General features: G+C 70.1%; 14 protein-coding genes. 4 read left to right on the top strand and 10 right to left on the bottom strand.

Translation table 11 applies throughout. The features are described from left to right. Nucleotides 1-18: 18 nt before the first annotated feature. From OG462_RS39910 to OG462_RS39885, 6 genes are all read right to left on the bottom strand, one after another. Nucleotides 19-894, bottom strand: coding sequence for a carbohydrate ABC transporter permease (locus OG462_RS39910; RefSeq protein WP_406065664.1), 876 nt, complete (start codon nucleotides 892-894; stop codon nucleotides 19-21). Between the two features lie 16 nt (nucleotides 895-910). Then, entirely contained in the window at nucleotides 911-1,876 is a 966-nt protein-coding gene (locus OG462_RS39905) for a carbohydrate ABC transporter permease (RefSeq protein ID WP_406065662.1), read from the bottom strand. A 92-nt stretch (nucleotides 1,877-1,968) separates the two neighbouring features. Next, on the bottom strand, nucleotides 1,969-3,384 hold the full coding sequence (locus OG462_RS39900) for an extracellular solute-binding protein (protein WP_406065660.1): 1,416 nt from the start codon (nucleotides 3,382-3,384) through the stop codon (nucleotides 1,969-1,971). Between the two features lie 294 nt (nucleotides 3,385-3,678). Then, complete coding sequence (locus OG462_RS39895; protein WP_406065658.1) at nucleotides 3,679-7,965, bottom strand: discoidin domain-containing protein; 4,287 nt, start codon at nucleotides 7,963-7,965, stop codon at nucleotides 3,679-3,681. Nucleotides 7,966-7,997: 32 nt separating this feature from the next. Continuing rightward, nucleotides 7,998-11,366, bottom strand: a complete 3,369-nt coding sequence (locus OG462_RS39890) for a CARDB domain-containing protein (RefSeq protein ID WP_406065656.1) — start codon at nucleotides 11,364-11,366, stop codon at nucleotides 7,998-8,000. Between the two features lie 296 nt (nucleotides 11,367-11,662). After that, complete coding sequence (locus OG462_RS39885) at nucleotides 11,663-12,673, bottom strand: LacI family DNA-binding transcriptional regulator (protein WP_406065655.1); 1,011 nt, start codon at nucleotides 12,671-12,673, stop codon at nucleotides 11,663-11,665. A gap of 208 nt (nucleotides 12,674-12,881) precedes the next feature. Here OG462_RS39885 and OG462_RS39880 point away from each other — a divergent pair, with 208 nt between their 5' ends. From OG462_RS39880 to OG462_RS39865, 4 genes are all read left to right on the top strand, one after another. Continuing rightward, nucleotides 12,882-14,828: a lectin gene (locus OG462_RS39880; protein WP_406065654.1), complete on the top strand. Its 1,947-nt coding sequence runs from the start codon at nucleotides 12,882-12,884 to the stop codon at nucleotides 14,826-14,828. A 69-nt stretch (nucleotides 14,829-14,897) separates the two neighbouring features. Next, nucleotides 14,898-17,990, top strand: coding sequence for a glycoside hydrolase family 3 protein (locus tag OG462_RS39875; RefSeq protein WP_406065652.1), 3,093 nt, complete (start codon nucleotides 14,898-14,900; stop codon nucleotides 17,988-17,990). Nucleotides 17,991-18,074: 84 nt separating this feature from the next. Beyond that, complete coding sequence (locus OG462_RS39870) at nucleotides 18,075-18,446, top strand: PadR family transcriptional regulator (protein WP_406065650.1); 372 nt, start codon at nucleotides 18,075-18,077, stop codon at nucleotides 18,444-18,446. Next, nucleotides 18,443-19,003: an HAAS signaling domain-containing protein gene (locus OG462_RS39865; protein WP_406065648.1), complete on the top strand. Its 561-nt coding sequence runs from the start codon at nucleotides 18,443-18,445 to the stop codon at nucleotides 19,001-19,003. Before OG462_RS39870 ends, OG462_RS39865 begins: the two co-directional genes overlap by 4 nt. A 76-nt stretch (nucleotides 19,004-19,079) precedes the next feature. Here the strand turns inward: OG462_RS39865 and OG462_RS39860 are convergent, their stop codons facing one another. From OG462_RS39860 to OG462_RS39845, 4 genes are all read right to left on the bottom strand, one after another. Next, nucleotides 19,080-19,955 (bottom strand): chlorophyllase/cutinase-like alpha/beta fold protein, encoded by an 876-nt coding sequence (locus OG462_RS39860; RefSeq protein WP_406065646.1) that lies wholly within the window; start codon nucleotides 19,953-19,955, stop codon nucleotides 19,080-19,082. Nucleotides 19,956-20,151: 196 nt separating this feature from the next. Further along, nucleotides 20,152-21,147, bottom strand: coding sequence for a type I glyceraldehyde-3-phosphate dehydrogenase (gene gap / locus OG462_RS39855; RefSeq protein WP_406065644.1), 996 nt, complete (start codon nucleotides 21,145-21,147; stop codon nucleotides 20,152-20,154). 125 nt (nucleotides 21,148-21,272) lie between these two features. Beyond that, nucleotides 21,273-22,232, bottom strand: a complete 960-nt coding sequence (locus tag OG462_RS39850; RefSeq protein WP_406065642.1) for a GlxA family transcriptional regulator — start codon at nucleotides 22,230-22,232, stop codon at nucleotides 21,273-21,275. A gap of 128 nt (nucleotides 22,233-22,360) precedes the next feature. Then, complete coding sequence (locus OG462_RS39845; protein WP_406065640.1) at nucleotides 22,361-23,647, bottom strand: ricin-type beta-trefoil lectin domain protein; 1,287 nt, start codon at nucleotides 23,645-23,647, stop codon at nucleotides 22,361-22,363.

Below are 23,647 nucleotides of genomic sequence, written 5' to 3'. Positions count from 1 at the left end.
GTCGGGGAGACCGGCCGGTCAGCCCTTGAGGCCGCCCGCCGTGAGGCCGCTCATGATGTTGCGCTGGAAGACCAGGAAGATGAGCAGGGTCGGCACGGACGCGATGGTGAGCGCGGCGATCAGGACATTGACCGGGACGCCGTTGGAGAGCGAGTAGATGCCGACGTTGAGGGTCTGGCCGGCCGGGTCGGGGAGGGTGAGCATCGGCCAGAGGAAGTCCTTCCAGACCCCCACGACGGCGAAGATGGACACCACGCCGAGGATCGGCCGTGAGACGGGCAGCACGATCGACCACAGGATCCGCATCGGGGACGCTCCGTCGATGGACGCGGCGTCCAGGAGCTCCTTGGGGATCGAGTCGAAGAAGCGCTTGAGCAGGAAGATGTTGAACGCGTTGGTCACCGAGGGCAACCAGATCACCCAGGGTGAGTTGAGCAGGTTGCGCTCGAAGATCGGAAGGTCCAGGACCGTCAGGTACTGGGGTACGACGAGCACGGTCGCCGGGATCATCAGGGTCGCGAGCATCATGCCGAGCACGGCCTTGCCGAAGATCGGCCGGAGTTTGGACAGGGAGTACGCGGCGGCCACGTCCAGGACGAGCTGGAAGGCGAGCGCGCCGAACGCGTAGTAGAGGGTGTTGAAGAGCAGCGTGGAGAGGTCCATGACCTCCCACGCGCGGGTGTAGTTCTCCGGTGCGAAGGTTCCGGGCACCAGGGTCGGCGGTGTCTGGATGACCTCCTGGGTGTCCTTGAAGCCGCTGGACACCATCCAGTAGAGGGGGCCGAGGAACGCCAGGGTGAAGCCGCCGACGACCACGGCGAAGACCACCCAGTAGAGGGCCTTGCCACGGGGGCGGGCGAGCTGCGCCGGCGAGATGAGTGTGCGTGTGGACATGCTGGTCTCCCCGGTCCTACTCGTCCTCGGCGCGGCTGAGCTTCACGTACGCCGCCGAGAATCCGGCCAGGAGTACGAGCAGGAGCAGGCCGAGCGCCGCCGCGGCACCGTAGTTGTTGAAGTTGAAGGCGTATTGGTAGATGAGGTGGACGACGGTCGTGGTCGATCCCTCGGGGCCCGCGCCGCCGGTGAGCAGGAACGGTTCGACGAAGACCTGCATGGTGGCGACGATCTGCATGAGCAGCATCAGGGAGAGGATGAGGCGCGTCTGCGGGATGGTGACGTGCCAGATCTTGCGGAACAGTCCGGCCCCGTCGAGCTCGGCCGCCTCGTACAGCTCGCCGGGGATGCTCTGGAGGGCGGCCAGGTAGATCAGGGCCGCTCCGCCCATGTTCATCCAGGTCGACGCGATGACGACGGAGAACATGGAGAGGTCGGGGTCCTGGAGCCATTGCTGCTCGGGGAGGTGGAGGGAGCGGAAGAGCTCGTTGAGGAGTCCGTAGCCGGGGTCGTACAGGTACTTGAAGAGGAGCACCGAGGCGACCGGCGGGAGCATCACGGGCAGGTAGACGAGCAGCCTCAGATATCCCTGGCCGTGGTGGAACTCGTTGATGACGAGGGCGACGGCGAAGGGCACGACGAAGCCGAACACGAGCGCGAGCGCGGTGAACAGGAGCGTGTTGCGCCAGGCCTGCCAGAAGGCCGGGTCGTTGACGACGGTGACGAGGTTGTCCAGGCCGACCCAGGTCGTCTGACCGCTCTCGGTCTTCTGGAAGGCCAGGAGGAACTCCCTGACCATCGGGTACCAGGAGAAGAACGCGAAGCAGAGGACGGCGCCGACGAGGAAGCCGTGGGCGGTGAGATTGCGCCGCAGGCTCTTCGCGAAGCGGACACGGCCACCGGGGGGTACGGGGCCCGCCGCCGGCGGCGGGGAGTGGCGGGGGCTGCCCGCCTTGCTCGGGGTCACGCTGGGGGCCGACATCGTCGCTCCTTGGTGCTGGTCTGCCGGGGTGGAGTCCTGCGTGGGGTACGGGGGCCGGCGGGGGCGGTTCGGTCCGCCCCCGCCGGGGCCCGTCACTGCTGTGCGAGGACCTGGTTGACCTGTGCCTCGGCGGTGGCGAGGAGCTTGTCGATGTCGGCGTCCTTGTTGGTGAGGAGGCCGGACATCACGTTGTCGAGGACTTTGTAGACCTCCTGCGCCTTCGGCGGCTCGGCCTTGCCCGCGACGGGGTTGTCCATGAAGGACTTGAAGTTCGCGACCGGCATGGTGGCGTTGGCGACGCGTGCGGCGTCGTCCTTCGTCTTGGCGTCGTTCAGCCAGAAGTTGGGCTGCGGGACGCCGACGGGGAGGGCGTCCTTCTTGGTGCGGGCCCAGTCGAACTGCCCCTTGCCGACGGTGAGGTTCTTGAAGGTGAGCCAGGCGACCGCGGCCTTGATCTTGTCGCCGGAGATGCCCTGCTTGATCATGTAGTTGTTGCCGCCGGCCAGGGTGTTCTTCTCGCCGGGGATGGGGCCCATGCCGAAGTTCTCGTACGTCGCACCGAGTTGCTGGACCATGTACGCGATGTCGTCGGGGGCGGCGAGGAACATGCCGAGCTTGTCGGTGGCGATCTGCTTCTGCAGGTCGCCCCACTTGAGCAGCTGGGTCTTGCCCATGCTGTCGTCCTCCCAGCGCATGGCGTGGAGGTTCTTGGCCACCTGCTTGCCGAGCTCGTTGTTGAACGCGGCCTTCTTGCCGCTCGCGTCGACGACCTCGCCGCCGATGCTGTACATCTGCGCGGTGAAGTGCCAGCCGCCGGTGTTGCCGGCGCTGTACTCGCCGAAGCCGGCGATGCCGTTGCCGAGCGCGGCGATCTTCTTGGCGGCGGTGCGGACCTCTTCCCAGGTGCGCGGCGGGGCGTCGGGGTCCAGGCCGGCCTGGGTGAAGAGCTTGCGGTTGACCAGCAGGCCCATCGTGTAGTTGCTGGTGGGCAGGCCGTACAGCTTGCCGTCCTGCTTGAGGGAGCCGAGGACGTTCGGGTCGATGTCCTTCAGGAGCGGCACGCTCTTGTCGTGGACGTACGCGGTGATGTCCGCGGCGCCGTCCTCGGAGAGGACCTGCGGCAGGTCGGTGAAGTAGGTGTAGAACACGTCCGGCTGGGACTTGGCCTTGAGCATCGCGGTGAACCGCGGCGGCTCCAGGCACTGGCCGGGGGTGGAGCGGCCCTCGATGGTGACGTTCGGGTAGGTCTTGTTGAACTCGGCGACGTCCTCCTTCCACTCCTTGAGCTCGGCCGCCTTCGCCGCGGGGGGCATGCAGTCGATGGTGAGCGTCACCTTGGTCTTCGGGTCCAGCGGGGCGGTGGGGTCGGAGGACCCGCCGCCCTCGGAACCGCCGCTGCCGTTGTTGCTGCTGCTCGTGCCGCAGGCGGCGAGTGCGGCCAGCGTGAGCGCGGAGACGAGGGTGACCGCGCTGGCGCGGCGCGTACGGCGGAACCGGGCTCTTCTCATGGGTGGTCCCCTTCGGGCCTGAACGTGGAGGTCGCCCCACCGCCTGTGCGTTGTGGGGCGTCGCACACTCAACCACCCTCAACAAGTGAACGCAAGATATCGCGCTGATTTCGTAATTGCCTGACAGTCAGGAGGTAATGAACAGATCCAGCCGCCCAGAAACCGGCAGTTCAGGGGTCCTGCAGAGCGACCGGCAAGGCCTGGTGGCTCGACCAGGCTGACAGAACGCACGCAAGACCGATGCAAGTGGCTGCAAGTCACCTGCATCGGCCTCGCGAGAGAGGAGGGCGGAGGTTACGGGTTGACGTTGATCTTGAACGTGGAGGTGGTGTTACGGATGTCCACCGCGTTGTTGCTCAACCGCAGCCCGTTGAAGGTCACCTCGCCCACGGCGGGTCCCTGCCCCGACTCGGGCAGCTCGTTGGCCCACAGCCCGAAACCGGACTTGGCGTCGAAGGCGTCACCGCTCTTGCGCGCGCCCGTGATCGAGACGTCCGTGAACACGGTGTCCTTGATGGGGAACTGTGGCTGACCGCCCACGTAGTTCGTCTGGAACATCACCCCGCTGTAGGTGGGGTCGACGATGTCGACATGGTTCACCCTGATGCCCTGGAAGACCTTGGAGGCGGAGAACACCCAGATGCCGGGGAAGGTCTGGGAGCCCCAGAAATGGCCGCCCGCCCGGACGATGGAGATGTTCTCGAAGGTCGTGGGTTCGGTCCCGAAGCCGTTCATCGGGTAGCCGAAGTCCAGGGAGGAGATGGTGATGCCCGCGTAGACGAGCGTGTCGGCGATGTGGATGTTGCGGAAGGTGTTGTTGTAGCCGCCGTAGACGGCCACGCCCGCCGCTCGCCAGGTCAGGGTGGTGGTGAGGTTCTCGTAGACGTTGTTCTTCATGTCGGCGCCGCCGGCGTCGATCGCGGAGAACAGGGCGAAGCTGTCGTCACCGGTCGCCCGCGCGTCGTTGTTGACGACGTGGTTGTCCGTCGAGCCGTTGGTCATGTTGATGCCGTCGGCGAACAGGTTGCGGATGCGCGAGTTCTTGATCGTGATCCGGTCGGTGTTGGCACCCCAGTACAGGCACACCATGTGCTCGTTCCAGATGTCGTCGATGACGATGTCCGTGACGTTCGCGAAGTCGAAGACCTTGCCCGGTCCGTCGATGCGCGAGGTGTAGTTGCCGAAGTAGGCGAAGCCCTTGAACAGCGAGCCCTTGGCCGCCGCCTCGGCGCGGAATCCGACGTCCGTGTTGTCCTGCGTGGAGGGCGCGTGGAACGTCGTGTACCACGGTCCGGCGCCGATCACCCTTACCGGCTTGCCGTACACCTGGAACTTGCTCGACGTCTGGTAGTCCCCCGGCGGCAGATAGACACCGACGAGGGTGCCGGTGGTGTCCATCCGGACCTTGTCCAGGGCGTTCTGCACGTCCTGGTGGCCGAATCCGGCCGGCACGGTGTACGTGGCCGGGTCCGGGTTCGCGACCGGGGCGACCTGCTCCAGGTTCACGAAGTCGATCGCGTAGGTGGAGGTGTTCGCCGCGTCCTTCTGCAGGCGGATCCTGCTGCCCGCCGGGACGGTCTCGCCGAGGAGGAGGTGCGCCTCGTCGTAGATGTGGCGCGGGGCGCCCGAGCCCGGGGAGTTGCCGGGGCCGGCCTCGGCGCCGTACAGCCAGGCGTACTTCGACGTCAGCGGGAGCGACTTCTTGAACACCCCGTCGACGTAGACGCCGAGGGTGGAGTCGATGCCGCCACCGCCCGGGGCGTCCGGGATCGAGAAGCGGGTGACGAGGGTGTTGGTCGAGCGCCGGGTGGTGAACTCGACGTACTCCCCCGTCGCGTCCAGGCTCACGGCCTTGCGGCCGGAGGCCTCGCCCGCGATGTCGCCGATCGTGCGGTTGGGCCCGGCGACGGTGGCTCCGCCGCCGACCGTGCCGTCCTCCGCCTCGTACATGTCGTACGGCATGTTGGCGCCGCGTCCGACGAAGAGGGGCTGGGTGGAGGTGTTGTTGGCGCGCTTCACCGGGAGTTCGTTCGCGTCGTCGGCGACGACGACCTTCACGGTGTACGAGCCGTTGGCCGCGGTCCACGGACCGAGGTTCACATCGGCTCCGGCGCCGGGGGCGAGGACTCCGCTGTGGGCGCCCGTCAGGGTCTTGACCGTGGCACCCGTCGAGTCCGTGAGGGTGAGGACGACGCCGTGGCTGCCCGCGGCGCTCGCCGCGGTCCCCTGGTTCTTCAGGGCCACCTTGAAGGTGACCGTGTCCCCGGCGGCCGGGCTGGACGGCGAGGTCGTCACCGTGGCGGCGACCAGGTCGGAGCTGGACACCGACTTGACCACCAGGGAGGTCGGACTGGTGAAGGTGTTGTTGGACTCGTTCTGCTCGATGACGGCGTTCGCCTCGTCGGCGACGGCACTCAGCTGGTAGGTGCCGGCGTCGCGGGCGCCGATGGAGGCGCTGACCGTGGTCTGGGCGCCGGCGGCCAGGGCGCCGACCTGGGCGGTGGCGACCTTGGTGCCGCCGAGGCGCAGTGCGACCGTGCTGGCCGGTGCGGCGGCCGGGCCGCTGTTGCGGACGGTGGCGGTGACCGTGATCGGGTCCGACTCGACCGGCGCGGCGGGCGTGGTGGTCAGGCCGGTGACTTCGAGGTCCGGGTTGGGGGCGGGGACGCCGATGACCTGGAACTCCGCGAGCTGGCCCGCCGCGGAGCCGGTGTTGGCGGTGAACTTCAGCTGGACGTCGGCGACCCGGGCGGAGACGGGGATGGTGACGGTGTTGCCGCTCGCCGGGTCGAACGTGTAGCTCTTCGCGGCGACGAGGCCGCCGAAGCCGGTGGCGCTCTGCTCGCGGCCGAGGACCTCGACGGTCTGGTTGCGCGTCGACCAGGCCGTGTCCGGGTTGAGCTTGAGGACGAGGCTGTCGACGTCGGCGTTGGAGCCCAGCTTGACGGTCAGGGTGTTCGGGTAGCTGCCGCCGGCGCCTTCCCAGTAGGTGCTCACGTTGTTGTCGTTGGCGTTGGCCGCGACGAAGGTGTGCACGACGGAGGAGGCGTCGATCTCCTTTCCTACGGCGAGGTTGGAGCCCGCGCCGCCGCTGCCGGTGCGGGTGACGGCGTTGCTGTCGGCCGACTGGTTGCCCGCCGCGTCCTTCGCGCGGACGCGGTAGGTGACGGTGGCGGAGGCGGGCTGGTTGTCGGTGTAGGTGGTGACGTTTCCGGCGACGCTGCCCCGGAGGACGTTGTTGGCGTACACGTCGTAGCCGGTGACGCCGGTGTTGTCCGAGGAGGCGTTCCAGGTCAGCTTGACCTGGCCGGCGGCGGGCTCGGTGAGCGCGAGGTTCGCGGGGGCCGTCGGGGCTTGGGTGTCCCCCGTGTCGCCGGCGCGGGTGACGGCGTTGCTGTCGGCCGACTGGTTGCCGGCGGCGTCCTTCGCGCGGACGCGGTAGGTCACCGTCTGGTTCGCCGGCCGGGTGTCGGTGAAAGCGGTGACGTCACCGGCGACGCTGGTCAGGAGGGTGCCGTTGGCGTAGATGTCGTAGCCGGTCACGCCGGTGTTGTCGGTGGCCGCGTTCCAGGTCAGCCTGATCTGATCGGTGGCCGGCTGGGTGAAGGCGAGGTTCGCGGGCGCGGACGGGGCCTGGGTGTCGCCCGAGGCCGGCCCGTAGATCTCCAGTTCGGAGACCTGGGCGGCGGGCTGGACGCTGTTCGCCGTGACGAGGACCCGGACGTACCGGGTGGTGGCCGCGTCGAACGTGATCGTCGCGGCCCGTCCCCCGGCGGCGTCGAAGGTGTACGCCTGGGAGGCGGTCAGGTCGGTGAAGGCGGTGCCGTTCGCGCTGCCCTGGATCTTGAGGGTCTGGCTGCGCGCGCCCCAGGTGTCGGGGAGGCGCAGGACGACCCGGTCGACGCGGACGGACGAGCCGAGGTCGGCCTGGATCCACTGCGGGAGCGCGTTGTTGGCGCTCTCCCAGTAGGTGGCCCGGTTGCCGTCGTTGGCGTTGCCCGCCGCGTACACCTCGGTGTGGCTGCTCGCGGTCAGGGTGCGGCCGCTCGCCAGGTTCGCCGAGGATCCCTCGGCGGCGTGCACCTCCAGTTCGGAGAGCTGCGCGGCCTGCCAGCCGGAGTTGGCGGTGATGTCGACCCGTACGAACCGGGTCTGGGTGGCGGGGAAGGAGACCGTGACGGTGTTGGCCGCGCCCGGGCCGAACGTGTAGGAGGCGGAGTTCTTGAGGGTGGCGAAGCTCGTGCCGTCGGCGCTGCCCTGGACGGAGAGCGTCTGGTTGCGGCTCTCCCAGCCGGCGGGCAGCTTCAGGACCACCTCGTCGACGCGGGTCGTGGTGCCGAGGTCGACCTGGACCCACTGGGGCAGGGTGCTGCCCGCGCTCTGCCAGTACGTGCCCTGATCGCCGTCGGTGATGTGCGCTGCGCCGTACTCGGCGTGGGCGCCGGACGCCGCGGCGGCGTCGCCCAGGGCGATGTTGGGGCCGCCCGCCGCCTGGGCGGACATGAGCGGTCCCCCCAGTGCCAGGAGGCTGGTCGCGATCACGGCGCTCAGGCCCCGTGATCTCCAGTGGCGGAAACTCATCCGTCCTCGCTCTCGAATCGTGTGCACGGGGGTCACCCGGCCCTGTTGACGACGAACTGGGATCCGGGTTCGACGAGGACGTCGCCCTCGGCCGAGTTGGTGATGGTCACGCCGGTCAGCGTCGCGCTGCCGCGGGCGCCGCTCATCGCGAGGATTCCGGAGCCGTTGACCGACTTGTCGATGCGGACGTTGGTGATCTTCACGTCCGGCATCTCGCCGCCACCCGTCTTGAACTGGATGCCGTCGTACGTCGAGTCGAGGATCTCGGTGTCCCGGATGGTGACGCCCGGGATGGGCTGGCCCTGGGCGAACAGGGTGATGGCGCCGAACTCCTGGTCCTCGTTCCAGAACGCGCCGCCCGTGCGGTGCAGCGCGTTGTTGGAGATGAGGGTCTGGCCGGAGAAGGGCAGCGGGTCGTGGTCGGTCGCCAACATGATGCCGGGGTAGTTCATGGTGTCCGAGATGATGTTGTTCTCGATGGTGTTGCCGTAACCTCCGTAGACCGCGATGCCGTTGGCGCGCCAGGGCAACTGGATGGTGTTGTTGCGGAAGTGGTTGTCGTGGCCGACATCGACCGAGGTGTCCTTGACGTACTTGCTGGCCCATACGGCCAGGGCGTCGTCGCCGGTGTTGCGGAAGGACGAGTTGAAGACGGTCGAGTTACGGGTGCCGTTGGCGAAGTTGATGCCGTCCGCGTAGGTGTTGCGGATCCGCATGCCGGTGAACTCCAGGCCGTCTCCGGGACCCCACAGCTCAGGGATGTTGGAGTAGTCGCGGCCGGCCCAGACGCCGACGTTGGCGTGCTCGATCCAGACGTTGCTGATCCTGGTGTCCTTGCCGAAGCGCCCGTTGAGGCCGACGCCGCCCTCGGCGTTGCCGTCACCGCCGCGGATCGCTCCCGAACCGAAGATGGCGATGTCGGAGATCTGGGTGTTGTGGTCGATGTCGAAGCCGAAGTTGCCCTCGTGCGGGTGGTTGATGCCGCCGGCCTCGTGCGGCGGGGTGAGGGTGTACAGCTGGGAGTGCCACATGCCGGCTCCGCGGATGGTGACGTCCCGGATGCCGACCTGGTTGAACTGACCGCGGTTGAGCGGGTCGTCGGTGAGGATCTTCTGCTCCTGGCGCCACTGACCGGCGGGGATCCACACGCAGGGGATCTGGCCGTTCTGGTCGGCGGTCACCGCGCGCTGGAGGGCGTCGGTGTCGTCGATGCCGTCGTTGGGGACGGCGCCGTACTCGGTGATGGAGACGCAGTTCGCCGGCTTGGCGGCCGGGGGCGCCACCTGCTCCAGGTCGATCAGGTCGATGATGTAGAAGGACGCCGAGTCCCCGGCGTCGCGCTGGAGGCGGAACTTCGTGCCCACCGGGTACGACTGGGCGAGCAGGGCGTGGGACTCGTCGAAGAGGCGCCGGGCGTCGCCGCCGGGCCGGTTGGTGAGTCCTTCGGGGTCGTCGGTGCTGCCGTACAGCCAGCTGTGCTTGGACGACAGGGTCAGCTTCCGGACGAAGACGTCGTTCGCGTAGAGGCTGAGGGTGGCGTCGGCGCCGCCGCCGGCGGCCGCGTCGGGCACGGAGTTGCGCACGACGATGGAGTTGGCCGGGTTGGTGGAGGTGAACTCGACGAACTCACCGGTGGAGTTGAGGCGGACCGACTTGCGGCCGGAGGACTCGGTGGCGAAGTTGGTGTGTCCGAAGGTCCGCTTCTGGTCGGCGGTGAGCAGGGTGCCCTGGTAGCGGGCGTCCTCCGCCTCGTACTCGGAGTACGGAACGGCGGCGCCCCGGCCCACGACGAGGGAGCGCGAGAAGACGTTGTTGCTCTCGTCGGTCTCGGTGAGGGTGCCGGTGGCGTCGGCGGTCGCGGTGAGCGTGGCGCCCCCGGTGGTGGCCGTCCAGCTGCCGGAGATCGGCACGTTGACCGTCTGGCCCGCGGCGATGGTGCCGGTGGCGCCGTCGAGGGTGCTGGTTCCGGCGGTCAGCCGGGTGACCGTTCCGGCGGCGGTGGCGGTGCCGCGGTTCTGGACCGCGACGGTGAAGGTGACGGCGGAGCCGACGGCCGGGCTGGACGGGTTGGTGGTGATCCCGGTGACCCGCAGGTCGGGGCCGGGACTCTGGCCGACGACCAGCTTCGCGGAGGCCGTACGGCTGTTGTTGCCGTTGTCCTGCTCGGGGACGGTGTCGGTCGGGTCGACCACCGCCGAGACGGTGTACGAGCCCATGGGCCGCTTGCCCACGGTGACCGCGACGGTCGCCGAGGCACCGGCGGCGAGCGCGCCCACCGGGGCGGAGCCGGCCGTGGCACCTTCGACACTGACCTCGACGGTGGTGGCGGCGGCCGCGGCGCTGCCGGCGTTGCGCACGGTGGCGTTGACGGTCACGACGTCCGTCTCGGAGGGGGAGGACGGCGTCCAGGTCAGATCGGTGACGGTGAGGTCGGGGCCCGGCGCCGCCGCGCCCACGACCTGGAACTCCGCGACCTGGGCGCCGGGGGCGCCGGTGTTGGAGAAGAAGGTCAGCCGCAGATCGGCGTAGCGGCCGGTCACCGGGATGGTGAGGGTGTTCTGGCCACTGGAGGGGCTGAACGCGTAGTCGGCCCGTGCCTTGATCGAGGTGAAGCCGGAGGCGGCCTGCTCACGCCCGAGGACCTGGATCGCCTGGGTACGCGGGCCCCAGGCCTGGGCCGGGTCGAGCTTGACGACCACGGCCGTGACGTCGGCGTTCGCGCCGAGCTTCACCGTCAGGTCGGCCGGGAAGCCGGCGGACTCCCAGTAGGTGGTGGCGCTGTCGTCGTTGGCGTTGGCCGCGACGTACGTCTGGGTCGTCGAGGTCGCCTCGATGGGCTTGTTGCGCGCGAGGTTGGTGCCGGTGGGCGGCGGGTCGACCGGGCCACCGCTCTCGCCGTAGACCTCGACCTCGGAGAGCTGGGCCGCGTTCCAGCCGGTGTTGGCCGTCACCTGGACGCGGACGTACCGGGTCGTGGCGGAGGTGAGGCCGATGGTGACCGTGTTCGAGGCGGAGGGGTCGAACGCCCGTGACTGGGGCGCGGCGAGGGTGGTGAAGGTGCTGCCGTCGGTGCTGCCGAGCACGGCGACGGTCTGGGAGCGGGCCTCCCAGGTGGTGGGCAGTTTGAGTACGACCCTGTCGACGCGGGTTCCGGCGCCGAGGTCCACCTGCGCCCACTGCGGGAACGATCCGGCCGGGCCTTCCCAGTAGGACTGCTGGCTTCCGTCGGTGACGTTGCCCGCCGGATACGCGCCGTGGGCGCCCGCGGCCGTCGCCGTTCTGCCGAGGGCCAGGTTGGTCGCGGCTGCCGCGTAGGCGGTGACCGGCAGGAGTCCGACGGCGATCAGTCCGGCTACCAGGACGCCGATCGTCAGCCGCCAGCTCAGGATTTTGCCTCTCATATGGGCCTCTCCGTCTGCTGGGCCACCGGCTCGGAGTCGACACGGTGCCTCTCGCCAGGAACCCAGCGGAACTCTGACAATGAATGACGGCGAGATACAGACTTCTTGAGTGTTTTCGTTAATCTTTTGCGCCGCCGGGGTGTCAGGTTTCTAGCAGGTCACCGCTTTGTCAACAGCCGTGACAGAAACGGCAGTTGAGGTACCGCATCCCCGCAGGTCAACGACAAACGGCTCCGGCGCCGGGGAGGCGGTGAGGCCTCCCCGGCGCCGGAGCCGAGGAACGGAGAGCGGAAGGATCAGACGGTCGGCGGCGGCGCCGTCGAACCGCGCACCACGAGTTCGGGCTCGAAGAGGAGCTCGCCGGGGTCCGTCTGCGTGCCGGAGATCTGGGCGCACAGCAGCTCCACGGCGGCCCGCCCCATCGCCTCGATGGGCTGGCGCACGGTGGAGAGCGGCGGCTCGGTGCAGTTCATGAACGCGGAGTCGTCGAAGCCGACGACGGACACCTGCGAGGGGACCGAGAGTCCGCGGCGGCGGGCCGCCCTGATCGCGCCGAGGGCGAGCGGGTCACTGGCGCACACGATGCCGGTGACGCCCCGCTCCAGGAGGCGCGTGGCGGCGGCCTGCCCGCCTTCGAGCGAGAAGATCGACCGTACGACGTACTCGTCCGGCAGCTCCCCGCCGGCCGCCTCGGCCACGGCCCGGGCCGCTTCGAGCTTGCGGCGCGAGGGCACGTGGTCGCTGGGGCCGAGGACGAGACCGATCCGCTCGTGCCCGAGGGAGGCCAGGTGACGCCAGGCCTGTTCGACGGCGACGGCGTCGTCGCAGGAGACGCAGGGGAAGTTGAGCCCCTTGATGGAGGCGTTGATCAGGACCACCGGGATGTTGCGCTCCGCGAGCCGGTGATAGTGGTCGTGCGGCGCGTCGGCCTGCGCGAACAACCCACCGGCGAAGACGACTCCGGACACCTGCTGCTGGAGCAGGAGGTCGACGTAGTCCGCCTCGGAGACGCCGCCCTTGGTCTGGGTGCACAGGACCGGGGTCAGGCCCTGCTGTGCGAGCGCGCCGCCGATCACCTCCGCGAACGCGGGGAAGATGGGGTTCTGCAACTCCGGCAGCACGAGGCCGACCAGGCGTGCGCGCTCGCCCCGCAGCTGGGTGGGCCGCTCGTAACCGAGCACGTCGAGCGCGGTGAGAACGGACTGCCGTGTCGCCTCGGAGACACCGGGCTTTCCGTTGAGGACACGGCTGACCGTCGCCTCGCTGACTCCCACCTTCTTGGCCACTTGAGCAAGTCGTCGCGTCATGAACGCAAGAGTATCGCAATCTTCGCAAGCGAGTTGCGTCATCAGCATCTCCTTGCGGCCGACGAACGCAACCCATGAGAGCGGACAACGCTTGAAGGGTTGACGGGCAGAAAGGGGCCTCATAACTTCATGCCTTGATAAAAGGCTTGCTGTTGTTGTCCGTCGAGGCGCGAAACGGCGAAAGGGTTGTCAGGTGCATACCACACGCATGCGTGTACGCACGTTCCTCCGGCGAGGAGCCGGGAGACCGGAGCGACGAGCGGACGCCGGGCCCCGCACCCGCCGTCTCCGGCCACTGACCGCACTCACCGCGGGAGCCCTCGTCGCGAGCAGCCTGGTCCTCACCGGGCCCGGCACCGCGCAGGCCGCCGGCGAGCGGGTCGACGTCTGGCTCACCACCACCTCCGACGCCGGCGGCCGTACCGTCACGCGCGGGCTCGCCCAGCAGGCGCCCCTCGCGTTCGGCCCGGCCGGCGGCACCGCGAACCACACGATCACCGTCAACGAGAACACCACGTACCAGCAGTTCGAGGGCGGCGGCGCGTCGATCACCGACACCACCGCCCATCTGCTGCGCGGCGGAGCCATCAGCGCCGCCACCCGTGACGACGTGATGCGCAAGCTGTTCTCGCCGACCGAGGGCATCGGCCTGTCCTTCGTACGCAACCCCATCGGCGCCTCCGACCTCTCCCGGCCCGGGAACGTCTCCCTCGACGACACCTGCTGCGACCTCAACGACTTCGGCGGCAACGGCTACGACAGCGACGTCCGACTGCTGACCGCGCAGGCCAAGCAGCTCAACCCGGCCCTGCGGGTCAAGGGCGTGCCGTGGAGCGCGCCGGGCTGGATGAAGGACAACGGCCGGATGGACCAGATGGGCTGGCTGAAGGCGGAGTACTACCCGCTGTACGCCCAGTACCTGGTGAAGTACGTGCAGAGCTACCAGGCCGCCGGGGTGAAGGTCGACTACCTCTCCGTACAGAACGAGCCGAACTGCTGTCAGGCCGGCAACCCGACCGCCATGAACTACCCGGGCATGAGCTGGAACCCGGCCGGGCTCGTCGAGTTCACCAAGAACCACGTCTACCCGGCCTTCCGGGCCGCGGGCATCACCACCAAGGTCCTTGTCCACGACTGGAACTACGGCGACTACGCGAACTTCGGCGCCGGCATCCTGAACGACGCGGGCGTGCGCAACGACCCGCTGTTCGGCGGCATCGCCTGGCACGGCTACTTCGGCGACCCGGCCGTCGGCACCCAGGTCCACAACCAGTACCCGTCGGTGAAGCAGTTCAGCACCGAGCACTCGGGCGGCACCTGGATCGGGAACCAGCACAACGAGGACATGAGCGACATCGTCAACTACGCCCGCAACTGGAGCGGCAGCCTGGTCAAGTGGAGCCTCGGGCTCAACCAGAACATGGGCCCGCACAACGGCGGCTGCGGCACCTGCACCGGTCTCATCACCGTGCAGGAGGGCGGCGCCCGGGCCGGACAGGTCGACTACACGGTCGAGTACTACACGACGGGCCACCTCACCAAGTTCGTCAGGCCCGGCGCGTACCGCATCGACTCCACCGCGAACAGCACGGTCCAGAACGTGGCCTGGCGCAACTCCGACGGCTCCAAGGCGCTGATCGCCCACAACGGCGGCACTTCCGCCCAGTCCGTCCGGGTCGGCTGGGGCAACCAGTCCTTCGCGTACACGCTGCCCGCCCGGACCACCGCGACCTTCACCTGGGCGGGGACGACCGGCGGCGGGACCGGCGCCGGCACGCTGACCGGTCTGGCCGGGAAGTGCCTGGACGTGGCCGGCGGCGCCACCGCCGACGGCACCCCCGTCCAGCTGTACGGCTGCAACGGCTCCGAGGCGCAGCGCTGGACGCTCGCCGCCGACGGCAGCGTTCGGGCGCTCGGCAAGTGCCTCGACGTCACCGGCGGTTCGACGGCCGACGGCGCGCAGGTCCAGTTGTACAACTGCAACGGCACCGCCGCGCAGCGCTGGACGTACAACGCCACCACGCACGACGTGGTCAACACCGGCGCGAACAAGTGCCTGGACATCACCGGCAACTCCTCCGCCGACGGGACCCGGGCGCAGATCTGGACCTGCACCGGCGGGGCCAACCAGAAGTGGACCCACGACGCGGCCTGATCCCGCCTGCCCCTCCCAGCCCTTCGCACAGTCCTCCGCCCCCGCCAGAAGGCCCTTCAAGGAGCCCGCATGCCCCCCGCACGTCCCAGCAGAAGGACGGTGAGCGCGGCGGTCGTCGCCGCGACCGCCGTACTCACCGGTCTGCTCACCGGCGGCCTGCCGAGTGCCGCCGCCCAGGAACCCGCACCCCGAGCCGTCGACCGGTTCGAGGGTGAGACCCCCTTCGCGTCACCGCCTGCCGAGGGCTTGTTCACCTGGGGGAACGCCACCGAGTCGCATCCGAAGCTCGAACTGAGGGAGCGCGCCGACGCCCCCGAGGGCGGCAAGGTCCTCGAAGGCCGCTACGACATCAGCGGCTGGGGCGGCTTCACCCACGACTTCGCCTTCGACCGGCCGGCGCACGACTGGACGGCGTACAGGGGCATCCGTTTCTGGTGGTACGGCCAGAACACGGCGCCGCTTCCGCCCGGCTCGGGCAAGCGGATCGCCCTGGAGATCAAGGACGGCGGCGCGAACGGCGAGGCGTCCGAGCTGTGGACGACCTCCTTCACCGACGACTGGGAGGGCTGGCACCTCGTCGAGGTCCCGTTCTCGGAGTTCCAGTACAGGACCGACTACCAGCCCGTCGGCGGCATCGACCAGGTGCTCGGGCTCGACCGGATGTGGGGGTACGCCGTCACGCTCCCGACCGGGGCGCCGGGGGCGTTCGCCCTGGACGGCGTCGAGCTGTACGGCACGGCGGAGCCCGCCCTGAACACCAAGGTGGTCACCAGGTCCGTCGTGCACCCCGTCGACGAGGGCGGCAGTGCCCGGGTCGACATCTCGGTGGCCACCACCGGCTCCGGGCCGATCGGTGAGCCCGTCACCGTGACGTACGCGACGGAGAGCGGCGGCACCGAGCCGGGAAGGGCCGAGCCGGGGAAGGACTACCGGCCGGTCACGGGCAGCGTCGTGTTCCCCGCGGGGACGCCCTCCGGTACGACCCGCGCGATCACCGTGCAGACCTTGAAGGACGGTTCGGCCGAGTCCGCCGAGACGATTCCGCTGCGGCTCACGGTCGACGGCGCCAAGGCGCCCGCCGAGACCCCGCTCGTCGTGGTCAACGCGCACGGCCTGCCGTACCTCGACGCCAGGCTGCCGGTAAGCAAGCGGGTCGCCGATCTGCTCTCCCGGATGTCCCTGGCGGAGAAGGCCGGCCAGATGACGCAGGCCGAGCGCAACGCGCTGCGGGCCCAGGGCGACATCGCCGGCTACGCGCTCGGGTCCCTGCTCTCCGGCGGCGGCTCGGTCCCCACGCCCAACACGCCCGAGGCCTGGGCGGCGATGGTCGACGCGTACCAGCTGCGCGCGCAGGCGACCCGCCACCAGATCCCGCTGATCTACGGCGTGGACGCGGTGCACGGGCACAACAACGTCATCGGCGCCACGATCATGCCGCACAACATCGGCATCGGCGCGGGCCGTGACCCGGAGCTCGCCGCGCGGACCGGCGCCGTCACCGCGAAGGAGGTGCGGGCGACCGGCGTGCCCTGGGACTTCGCCCCGTGTCTCTGTGTGACCCGCGACGAGCGCTGGGGCCGTTCGTACGAGGCCTTCGGCGAGGACCCGGCGCTCGTCACCGCCATGGAGACCGTCATCAACGGCATGCAGGGCGCGCCGAACGGCAAGGACCTCGACCGCGACGACAAGGTCCTCACCAGCGCGAAGCACTTCGTCGGCGACGGCGGCACCGCCTTCGGCTCCTCGGCCACCGGTTCGTACACGATCGACCAGGGCGTCACCAAGGTCACCCGCGCGGAGCTGGAAGCGGTGCACCTCGCCCCGTTCGCCGAGGCGGTGAAGCGCGGCACCGGCACGGTGATGCCCTCGTACTCCTCCCTGGACATCCTGGGCGACGAGCAGGGTCCGGTGAAGATGCACGCGAACGCCGAGATGATCAACGGCGTCCTCAAGGACCGGATGGGCTTCGAGGGCTTCGTCATCAGCGACTGGCAGGCCATCGACCAGATCCCCGGCGACTACCCCAGCGATGTGCGCACCTCGGTCAACGCCGGCCTCGACATGATCATGGTGCCGACGAACTACCAGGAGTTCACCCGGACCCTCACGGCCGAGGTCGAGGCCGGCCGGATCCCCGCCGCGCGGATCGACGACGCGGTGGCCCGCATCCTCACCCAGAAGTTCCGCCTCGGTCTCTTCGAGAAGCCGTACGCGGACACCACGAACCTGCCCTCGATCGGCTCGGCCGAACACCGTGCGGTGGCGCGGGAGGCCGTGGCGAAGTCGCAGGTGCTCCTGAAGAACGAGGGCTCCGTCCTGCCGCTGAAGCCCGCCCAGAAGGTGTACGTGGCCGGATCGAACGCCGACGACCTCGGCAACCAGGCCGGTGGCTGGACCATCAGCTGGCAGGGTTCCTCCGGCCGTACGACGACCGGTTCGACGATCCTCGAGGGGATGCGCAAGGCCGCGCCCGGGGCCGAGCTCGCCTGGTCTAAGGACGCCTCCGCCCCGACCGACGGTTACGACGTCGGCGTGGTGGTGGTCGGCGAGACCCCGTACGCGGAGGGGTTCGGTGACGTGGGCAACGGCAACGACCTCGAACTCACGGCCGCCGACAAGACGGCGGTCGACAAGGTCTGCGCGGCGATGCCGTGCGCGGTCCTGGTCGTGTCGGGCCGGCCGCAGCTGATCGGCGACCGACTGCCGGCCGTCGACGCCCTGGTCGCGTCCTGGCTGCCGGGCACGGAGGGCGACGGCGTCGCCGATGTCCTCTACGGCAAGCGGCCGTTCACCGGTCAGTTGCCGGTGACGTGGCCGAAGTCGGAGGCCCAGCTGCCCCTCAACGTGGGTGACGGCAGCTACGACCCGCAGTACCCGTACGGCTGGGGGCTGACCACCCTCACCCCGGCGCCGTCCGGCGGGGAGCCCGCGCTGCGGGCGCTGCGGATCGCCGCCAAGGCACTCCAGGCGGCCGGCCGGGGCGGCTCCCCCGAGGGGCGGAAGCTCGTCGCGGTGGCGCGGCTGATCGTCCAGAAGAAGATCGGTCAGGACATCACCGGGGCCACGGCCAAGCCGTTCGCCGACGCGGACCACCTGCTGCTCACGGGTGATCTCGCGGGCGCGGTGGGCAAGCTGACGGAGGCGTACCGGGCCGCGGGCTGACGGACGGCGGCCTGACCCCCGGGGTGGATCTCACCCCGGGGGTCAGGCTTGTCGGAGACCCCCGGCACGCGTATCTTGCATTACATGGTTCCTGGTAACGCAATGAACGCGACGGGCGACAGAGTCCCCAGCCAGCTCCGCAAGGGAGTGCTGGAGTACTGCGTCCTCGCGCTGCTCAGGGACGAGGCGAAGTACGGCGTCGAGCTCGTCGCCGAACTCTCCGCGGTCAGCGTCATGACCACCAGCCAGGGCACGATCTACCCCCTGCTGTCGCGGCTGCGTCGCGAAGGCCTCGTCGACACCGAGCTGCGCGACTCCCCCAGCGGGCCGCCGCGCCGGTACTACACGCTCACGGGCGTCGGCCGGGCCTCCCTCGCCGAGTTCGCCCAGGCGTGGCCGTTGTTCAGAGACGCCGTCGATCACTTCCTCACCGACCCACAGGGGGATTCCGCATGAACGCCACCGACCAGCACCCGCTCGTCGCCGCCTACCTCGACGCCGTCGCACGTGAGACGGCCGAGCTGCCCGCCGAGCGCAGGGCCGAGCTCCTCGCGGACCTCCGCGAGCACATCGAGGTCAGCGGTGCGGAGGGCGACGACCAGCTCCGCGCGGTCCTCGCCGGGCTCGGCGAGCCCCGTACCGTCGCCGCCTCCGCCCTCGCCGAAGAGGCGCCCGCCGGTTCGGCGTCCCCGGCTCCGGCCGCGCCCGGCCGCACGTGGCTGACCGCGGTGCTGCTCGCCGTCTCCGGTCTGTTGATCCTGTTCAGTTCCCCCTTGGGGGCGGTTGCCATGATCGTCGGCCTGGTGCTGCTGTGGACCGCCCCGCAGTGGACGACCCGCCACAAGGTCATCGGCACCACCACCGCCGTGGCCGTACCCGTCCTGGCCTTCCTGGGCGTCCTGCTCGGGGCCTCGTCCCGGATCGGGCCGATGGAACTCCTGCTGGCCATGGTGTTCTCGTTGGGCGTCCCGGTCCTCGGTTCCACCCTCCTGGTGCGGGCCGCCCGCCGCTGACGCCGGGGAACGACACGGCTCCGGGACGCTCCCTGTCGAGGGACGCCCGGAGCCGTTCGTACGCGCCGAGGTGCCGTCAGGCCGTGGGCCCGGGGATCTGGAGCGCCTTGGCGTTACGCTCCCAGCCGGACCACAGGTCGCTGTCGACGCAGTAGCCGCACCCGGGGCCGAAGAACATCCCGCGCGCGTTCTCGTCGCCGAGCAGCCAGAAGCGCAGCCAGGCGGTGGTCGGGGCACGGAAGTCCCCTCCGTCGCCGATGGAGCTGAGGTGCCCGGCGCCGCGGACCTCGCCGTACACGGCGGGGGCGTGGTCCGTGTCCCGGTACAGGGCCTTCACCAGGGCGGGCCACACCGTCAGGTCGCGCTGGCCCGCCAGGTAGAAGACGGGCTCGTCCATCAGGTCCGGGTCGGTCAGCGGGCCCGGCTGGATCGGGATGGCGGTGTCGACCCGCGGGTCGACGGCCGCGTTGACGGCGGCGGCTCCGCCCTGCGAGTGACCGGCGGAGGCGATGTGGTCGAGGTCCACCTTGCCGTGGAACCTGCTGGAGCTGTCCGCGTTCCGGTGCTCCAGGACGTCGATCCCCGCGCGCATGCTGATCGCGAAGTTCGACGTGGGGGTGTTGGCGGCGGCGACGATGAAGCCCTGGCTCGCCCAGTGGCGCAGCAGCGAGCTGTAGATGCCTGGCACGGCGCCCGTACCGTTGCCCCAGATGATCACCGGGTGGCGCTCGCCCGCCCGCCCCATGTGCGTCGGGTAGTAGAAGGTGTGCACCGCCTCGATGTCGACGCTCACCTCGTACGGGCCCGTCCGGCCCCAGTCGGTGCCGACGGACGGAATGGTGCCCGTGGTCCCCGCGTCGGCGGCCGCGCCGGCGGTGCCCGGCGTGGTGCACACGGCCATCACGGCGGCGAGCAGAAGACCGCCGAGCACCCGGCTCGTTCTCCCTGACATACGAACTCCTTTACGGATCCGGCACGTTGCGCGTCCTCGCAAGCGTGACCAGGCCATGATCGAGCTCGCAGGGGCGAGTGTCTGTCCGCAGGAGCCCAGACCTTCCGGGGGCGCCTTGGGCATCTGCCCAGAACGCACACCGCCCCCGCCGAATCCGTGGTTCGGCGAGGGCGGCGGGCGGTGGTGGCGTCCGGGGTCAGCGGGCCAGCAGCTGGAGGGTGTCGATCACACGGTTCGAGAAGCCCCACTCGTTGTCGTACCAGGCGACGACCTTGATGTGGCGGCCCTCGACGCGGGTGAGCTCCGAGTCGAAGATCGACGAGGCCGGGTTGCCCGTGATGTCGGAGGAGACCAGGGCGTCCTCCGAGTACTCCAGGACACCGGCGAGCGGGCCGGCCGCGGCGGCGCGGTACGCCTCGAGGACGTCCTCGCGGGTCACGTCACGGGCGACGGTGGTGTTGAGCTCGACGATCGAGCCGACCGGGACGGGTACGCGGATCGAGTCGCCCGACAGCTTGCCGTCGAGGTTCGGCAGCACGTGGCCGATCGCCTTGGCGGCACCCGTCGAGGTCGGCACGATGTTGACGCCGGCGGCGCGGGCGCGACGCGGGTCGCGGTGCGGGCCGTCCTGCAGGTTCTGCTCCTGCGTGTAGGCGTGGACCGTCGTCATGAAGCCGTGCTCGATGCCGGCGAGGTCGTCGAGGACCTTGGCGAGGGGCGCGAGCGCGTTGGTCGTGCACGAGGCGTTCGAGACGATCGTGTGCAGGTCCGCGTCGTACGCGTCGGTGTTGACGCCGTACGCGAGCGTGACATCGGCGCCGTCGGCGGGCGCGCTGACGAGCACCCGCTTGGCACCGGCGTCGAGGTGGGCGCGGGCGGCCTTGGCGTTGGTGAAGCGGCCGGTCGCCTCAAGGACGATCTCGACGCCGAGCTCGGCCCAGGGAAGCTGCGCCGGCTCGCGCTCGGCGAGGACCTTGATGCGGCGGCCGTCGACGACGAGGGTGTCCCCGTCGACGCTCACCGGGCGGCCGAGGCGGCCGGAGGTCGAGTCGAAGGCGAGCAGTCGCGCGAGGGCGGTCGGCTCCGTCAGGTCGTTGACGGCCACGACCTCGAGGTCGGTGTCACGCTCGAGCAGTGCGCGCAGCACGTTGCGTCCGATGCGGCCGAATCCGTTGATGGCGATGCGAGTCATGAAAAGTGTCCCTTCAACTTCTGCGTCGCCACCAGGTTCGCTCGGAGAGACCGGCCTCGACAGAGGCGGGATCGCCATGGTCCGCAAGGATCGCGCCAGGACCCCCGGCGGGACCCCGTCGGGGGTCACTCGCCCTTGGTGAAGGTCCGCCGGTACTCGCTCGGCGTGGTCCCGAGGATGCGCTGGAAGTGCAGCCGCAGATTGGCTCCGGTGCCGAGGCCGACGTCGGCGGCGATCTGCTCGACGCTCCGCTCCGAGCGCTCCAGGAGTTCGCGGGCGAGGTCGAGGCGGGCGCGCATCACCCACTGCATGGGCGTGTACCCGGTGTCCTCGACGAAGCGGCGGGAGAAGGTGCGCGCCGAGACCGCCGCGTGGTGGGCCAGGACGTCGAGGGTGAGCGGCTCGCCGAGGCGGTGCAGGGCCCATTCCCGGGTGGCGGCGAACCGTTCGCCGAGCGGCTCGGGCAGGCTGCGGGGCACGTACTGCGCCTGGCCGCCGCTGCGGTAGGGGGCGGCGACCAGGCGTCGGGCGGCGTGGTTCGCGGCGGCCACGCCGAGGTCGCCGCGCAGGATGTGCAGGCACAGGTCGATGCCGGATGCGGCGCCGGCGGAGGTGAGGACGCTCCCCTCGTCGACGAAGAGCACGTTCTCGTCGACCTGGACGAGGGGGCGTTTCGCCGCGAGGGCCTGGGTGTAGTGCCAGTGTGTGGTGGCCCGCTTGCCGTCGAGCAGGCCGGTCGCGGCGAGCGCGAAGGCGCCCGTGGAGATCGCGGCGAGGCGGGCACCCCGGTCGTGCGCCGCGATCAGCGCGTCGACCACGGCCTGCGGCGGGTCCTCGCGGTCGGGGAAGCGGTAGCCGGGGACGAAGGCGATGTCGGCCCAGGCGAGCGTGGACAGGCCGTGGGCGACGGCGTACGACAGGCCGTCGCCCCCGGCGACCAGTCCGGGTTCCGCGCCGCACACCCTCACCTCGTACGGCATGCTCGCGCGGGTCGTGAAGACCTGCGCGGGGATGCCCACGTCGAGCGGCTTCGCCCCTTCGAGTACGAGGACGGCGACGCGGTGGAGGCGGGGAGTGGGCGGCACGGGATCGAGCGTACGCGGGCCGCCGGGCTCGCCGGCAGACGGCTGAGCAGGTCTGCGCGTCACCGGCCCGAGTCACCGGCCCAGCGGATCAGCAGGTCAGCGGGGCAGCGCGTCACCGGCTCAGCGGGTCAGCGCGTCACCGTCCACTTCTGGTTCGCGCCTCCGCCGCACGTCCAGATCTGCAGCCTGGTGCCGTTGGCGGAGCTGTTGCCGGTGGCGTCCAGGCACTTGCCGGACTGCGGGTTGACGATGTCCCGGGCGGCGTTGGCGGTCCACTGCTGGGCGCCGGTGCCGTTGCAGTCGTAGAGCTGCACGGGTGTGCCGTCGGCCGTACCCGCGGAGGCGACGTCGAGGCACTTGCCGAGGGCGCGTACGGTCCCGTCCGCCGCCAGGGACCACTGCTGGGCGCCGGTGCCGTTGCAGTCGTAGAGCTGCACCGGGGTGCCGTTCGCGCTGTTAGCTCCGGCCACGTCGGCGCACTTGCCGCCGATTCCGGTGATCGGTCCCCCGGTGGTGGGGCCGTCGGCGGTGGTGACACGGACGTGGTCGACGACGAGCTGCTGCGGGAAGGCGGTCGAGCCGTCCGGGTCGCCGGGCCAGTAGCCGCCGACCGCGAGGTTGAGGATGAGGAAGAACGGCTTGTCGAAGACCCAGGCGCGGCCGCCGAGATCGGCAGGCGTCCGGGTCTGGTAGACGGATCCGTCCACGGACCAGGTGATCTTCCCGGGCGACCAGTCCACGGCGAAGGTGTGGAAGGCGTCGGCGAAGGCCTGGCCGCCGGGCAGGGTGTAGGCGGCGCCGATGCCGCCGGAGCCGGAGTAGCCGGGGCCGTGCAGGGTGCCGTGCACGGTGGACGGCTCGAAGCCGACGTTCTCCATGATGTCGATCTCGCCGGAGGCGGGCCAGCCGACCTGGCCGAGGTCGTTGCCGAGCATCCAGAACGCGGGCCACATGCCCTGGCCGCGCGGCACCTTCATCCGGGCCTCGACGTGGCCGTACTGCGCGGTGAACTTCCCGGCCGTGTTGAGCCGTGCCGAGGTGTACTCGCATCGGCCGTACCAGCACTGGTAGTTGCCGGGGTTCTCCTTGCGGGCGGTGATCACCAGGTGGCCCTGGCCGTCGAGCGCGGCGTTGCCGTTGCCGGCCGTGTAGTACTGCCGCTCGTGGTTGTTGACGTTGTCGCCGGTCTCGATCTGCCACCGCGAGCCGTCCACGGGGAGTCCCGCGGCGCCGTCGAAGGTGTCGGAGAAGGTGACGGCGGCGGCCTCGGCGGCCGGCTGGAGGGCGGCGGTCACCTCGGCGGGACCGGTGTGCCGGGTGAGACCGGTGGGGCCGAGCGCCGCGGTGGCCAGGGCCAGGGCGAGGGCCGTCACGGCGGTGAACAGCGGCCGCCGTGCTGAGCGGGAGGAGGGCAT

The organism is Streptomyces sp. NBC_01077 (assembly GCF_045162855.1).
Classification (GTDB): Bacteria; Actinomycetota; Actinomycetes; order Streptomycetales; family Streptomycetaceae; genus Streptomyces.
Note: the sequence above shows the minus strand (reverse complement) of the source record. Positions and strands in the feature narration are given on the sequence as shown.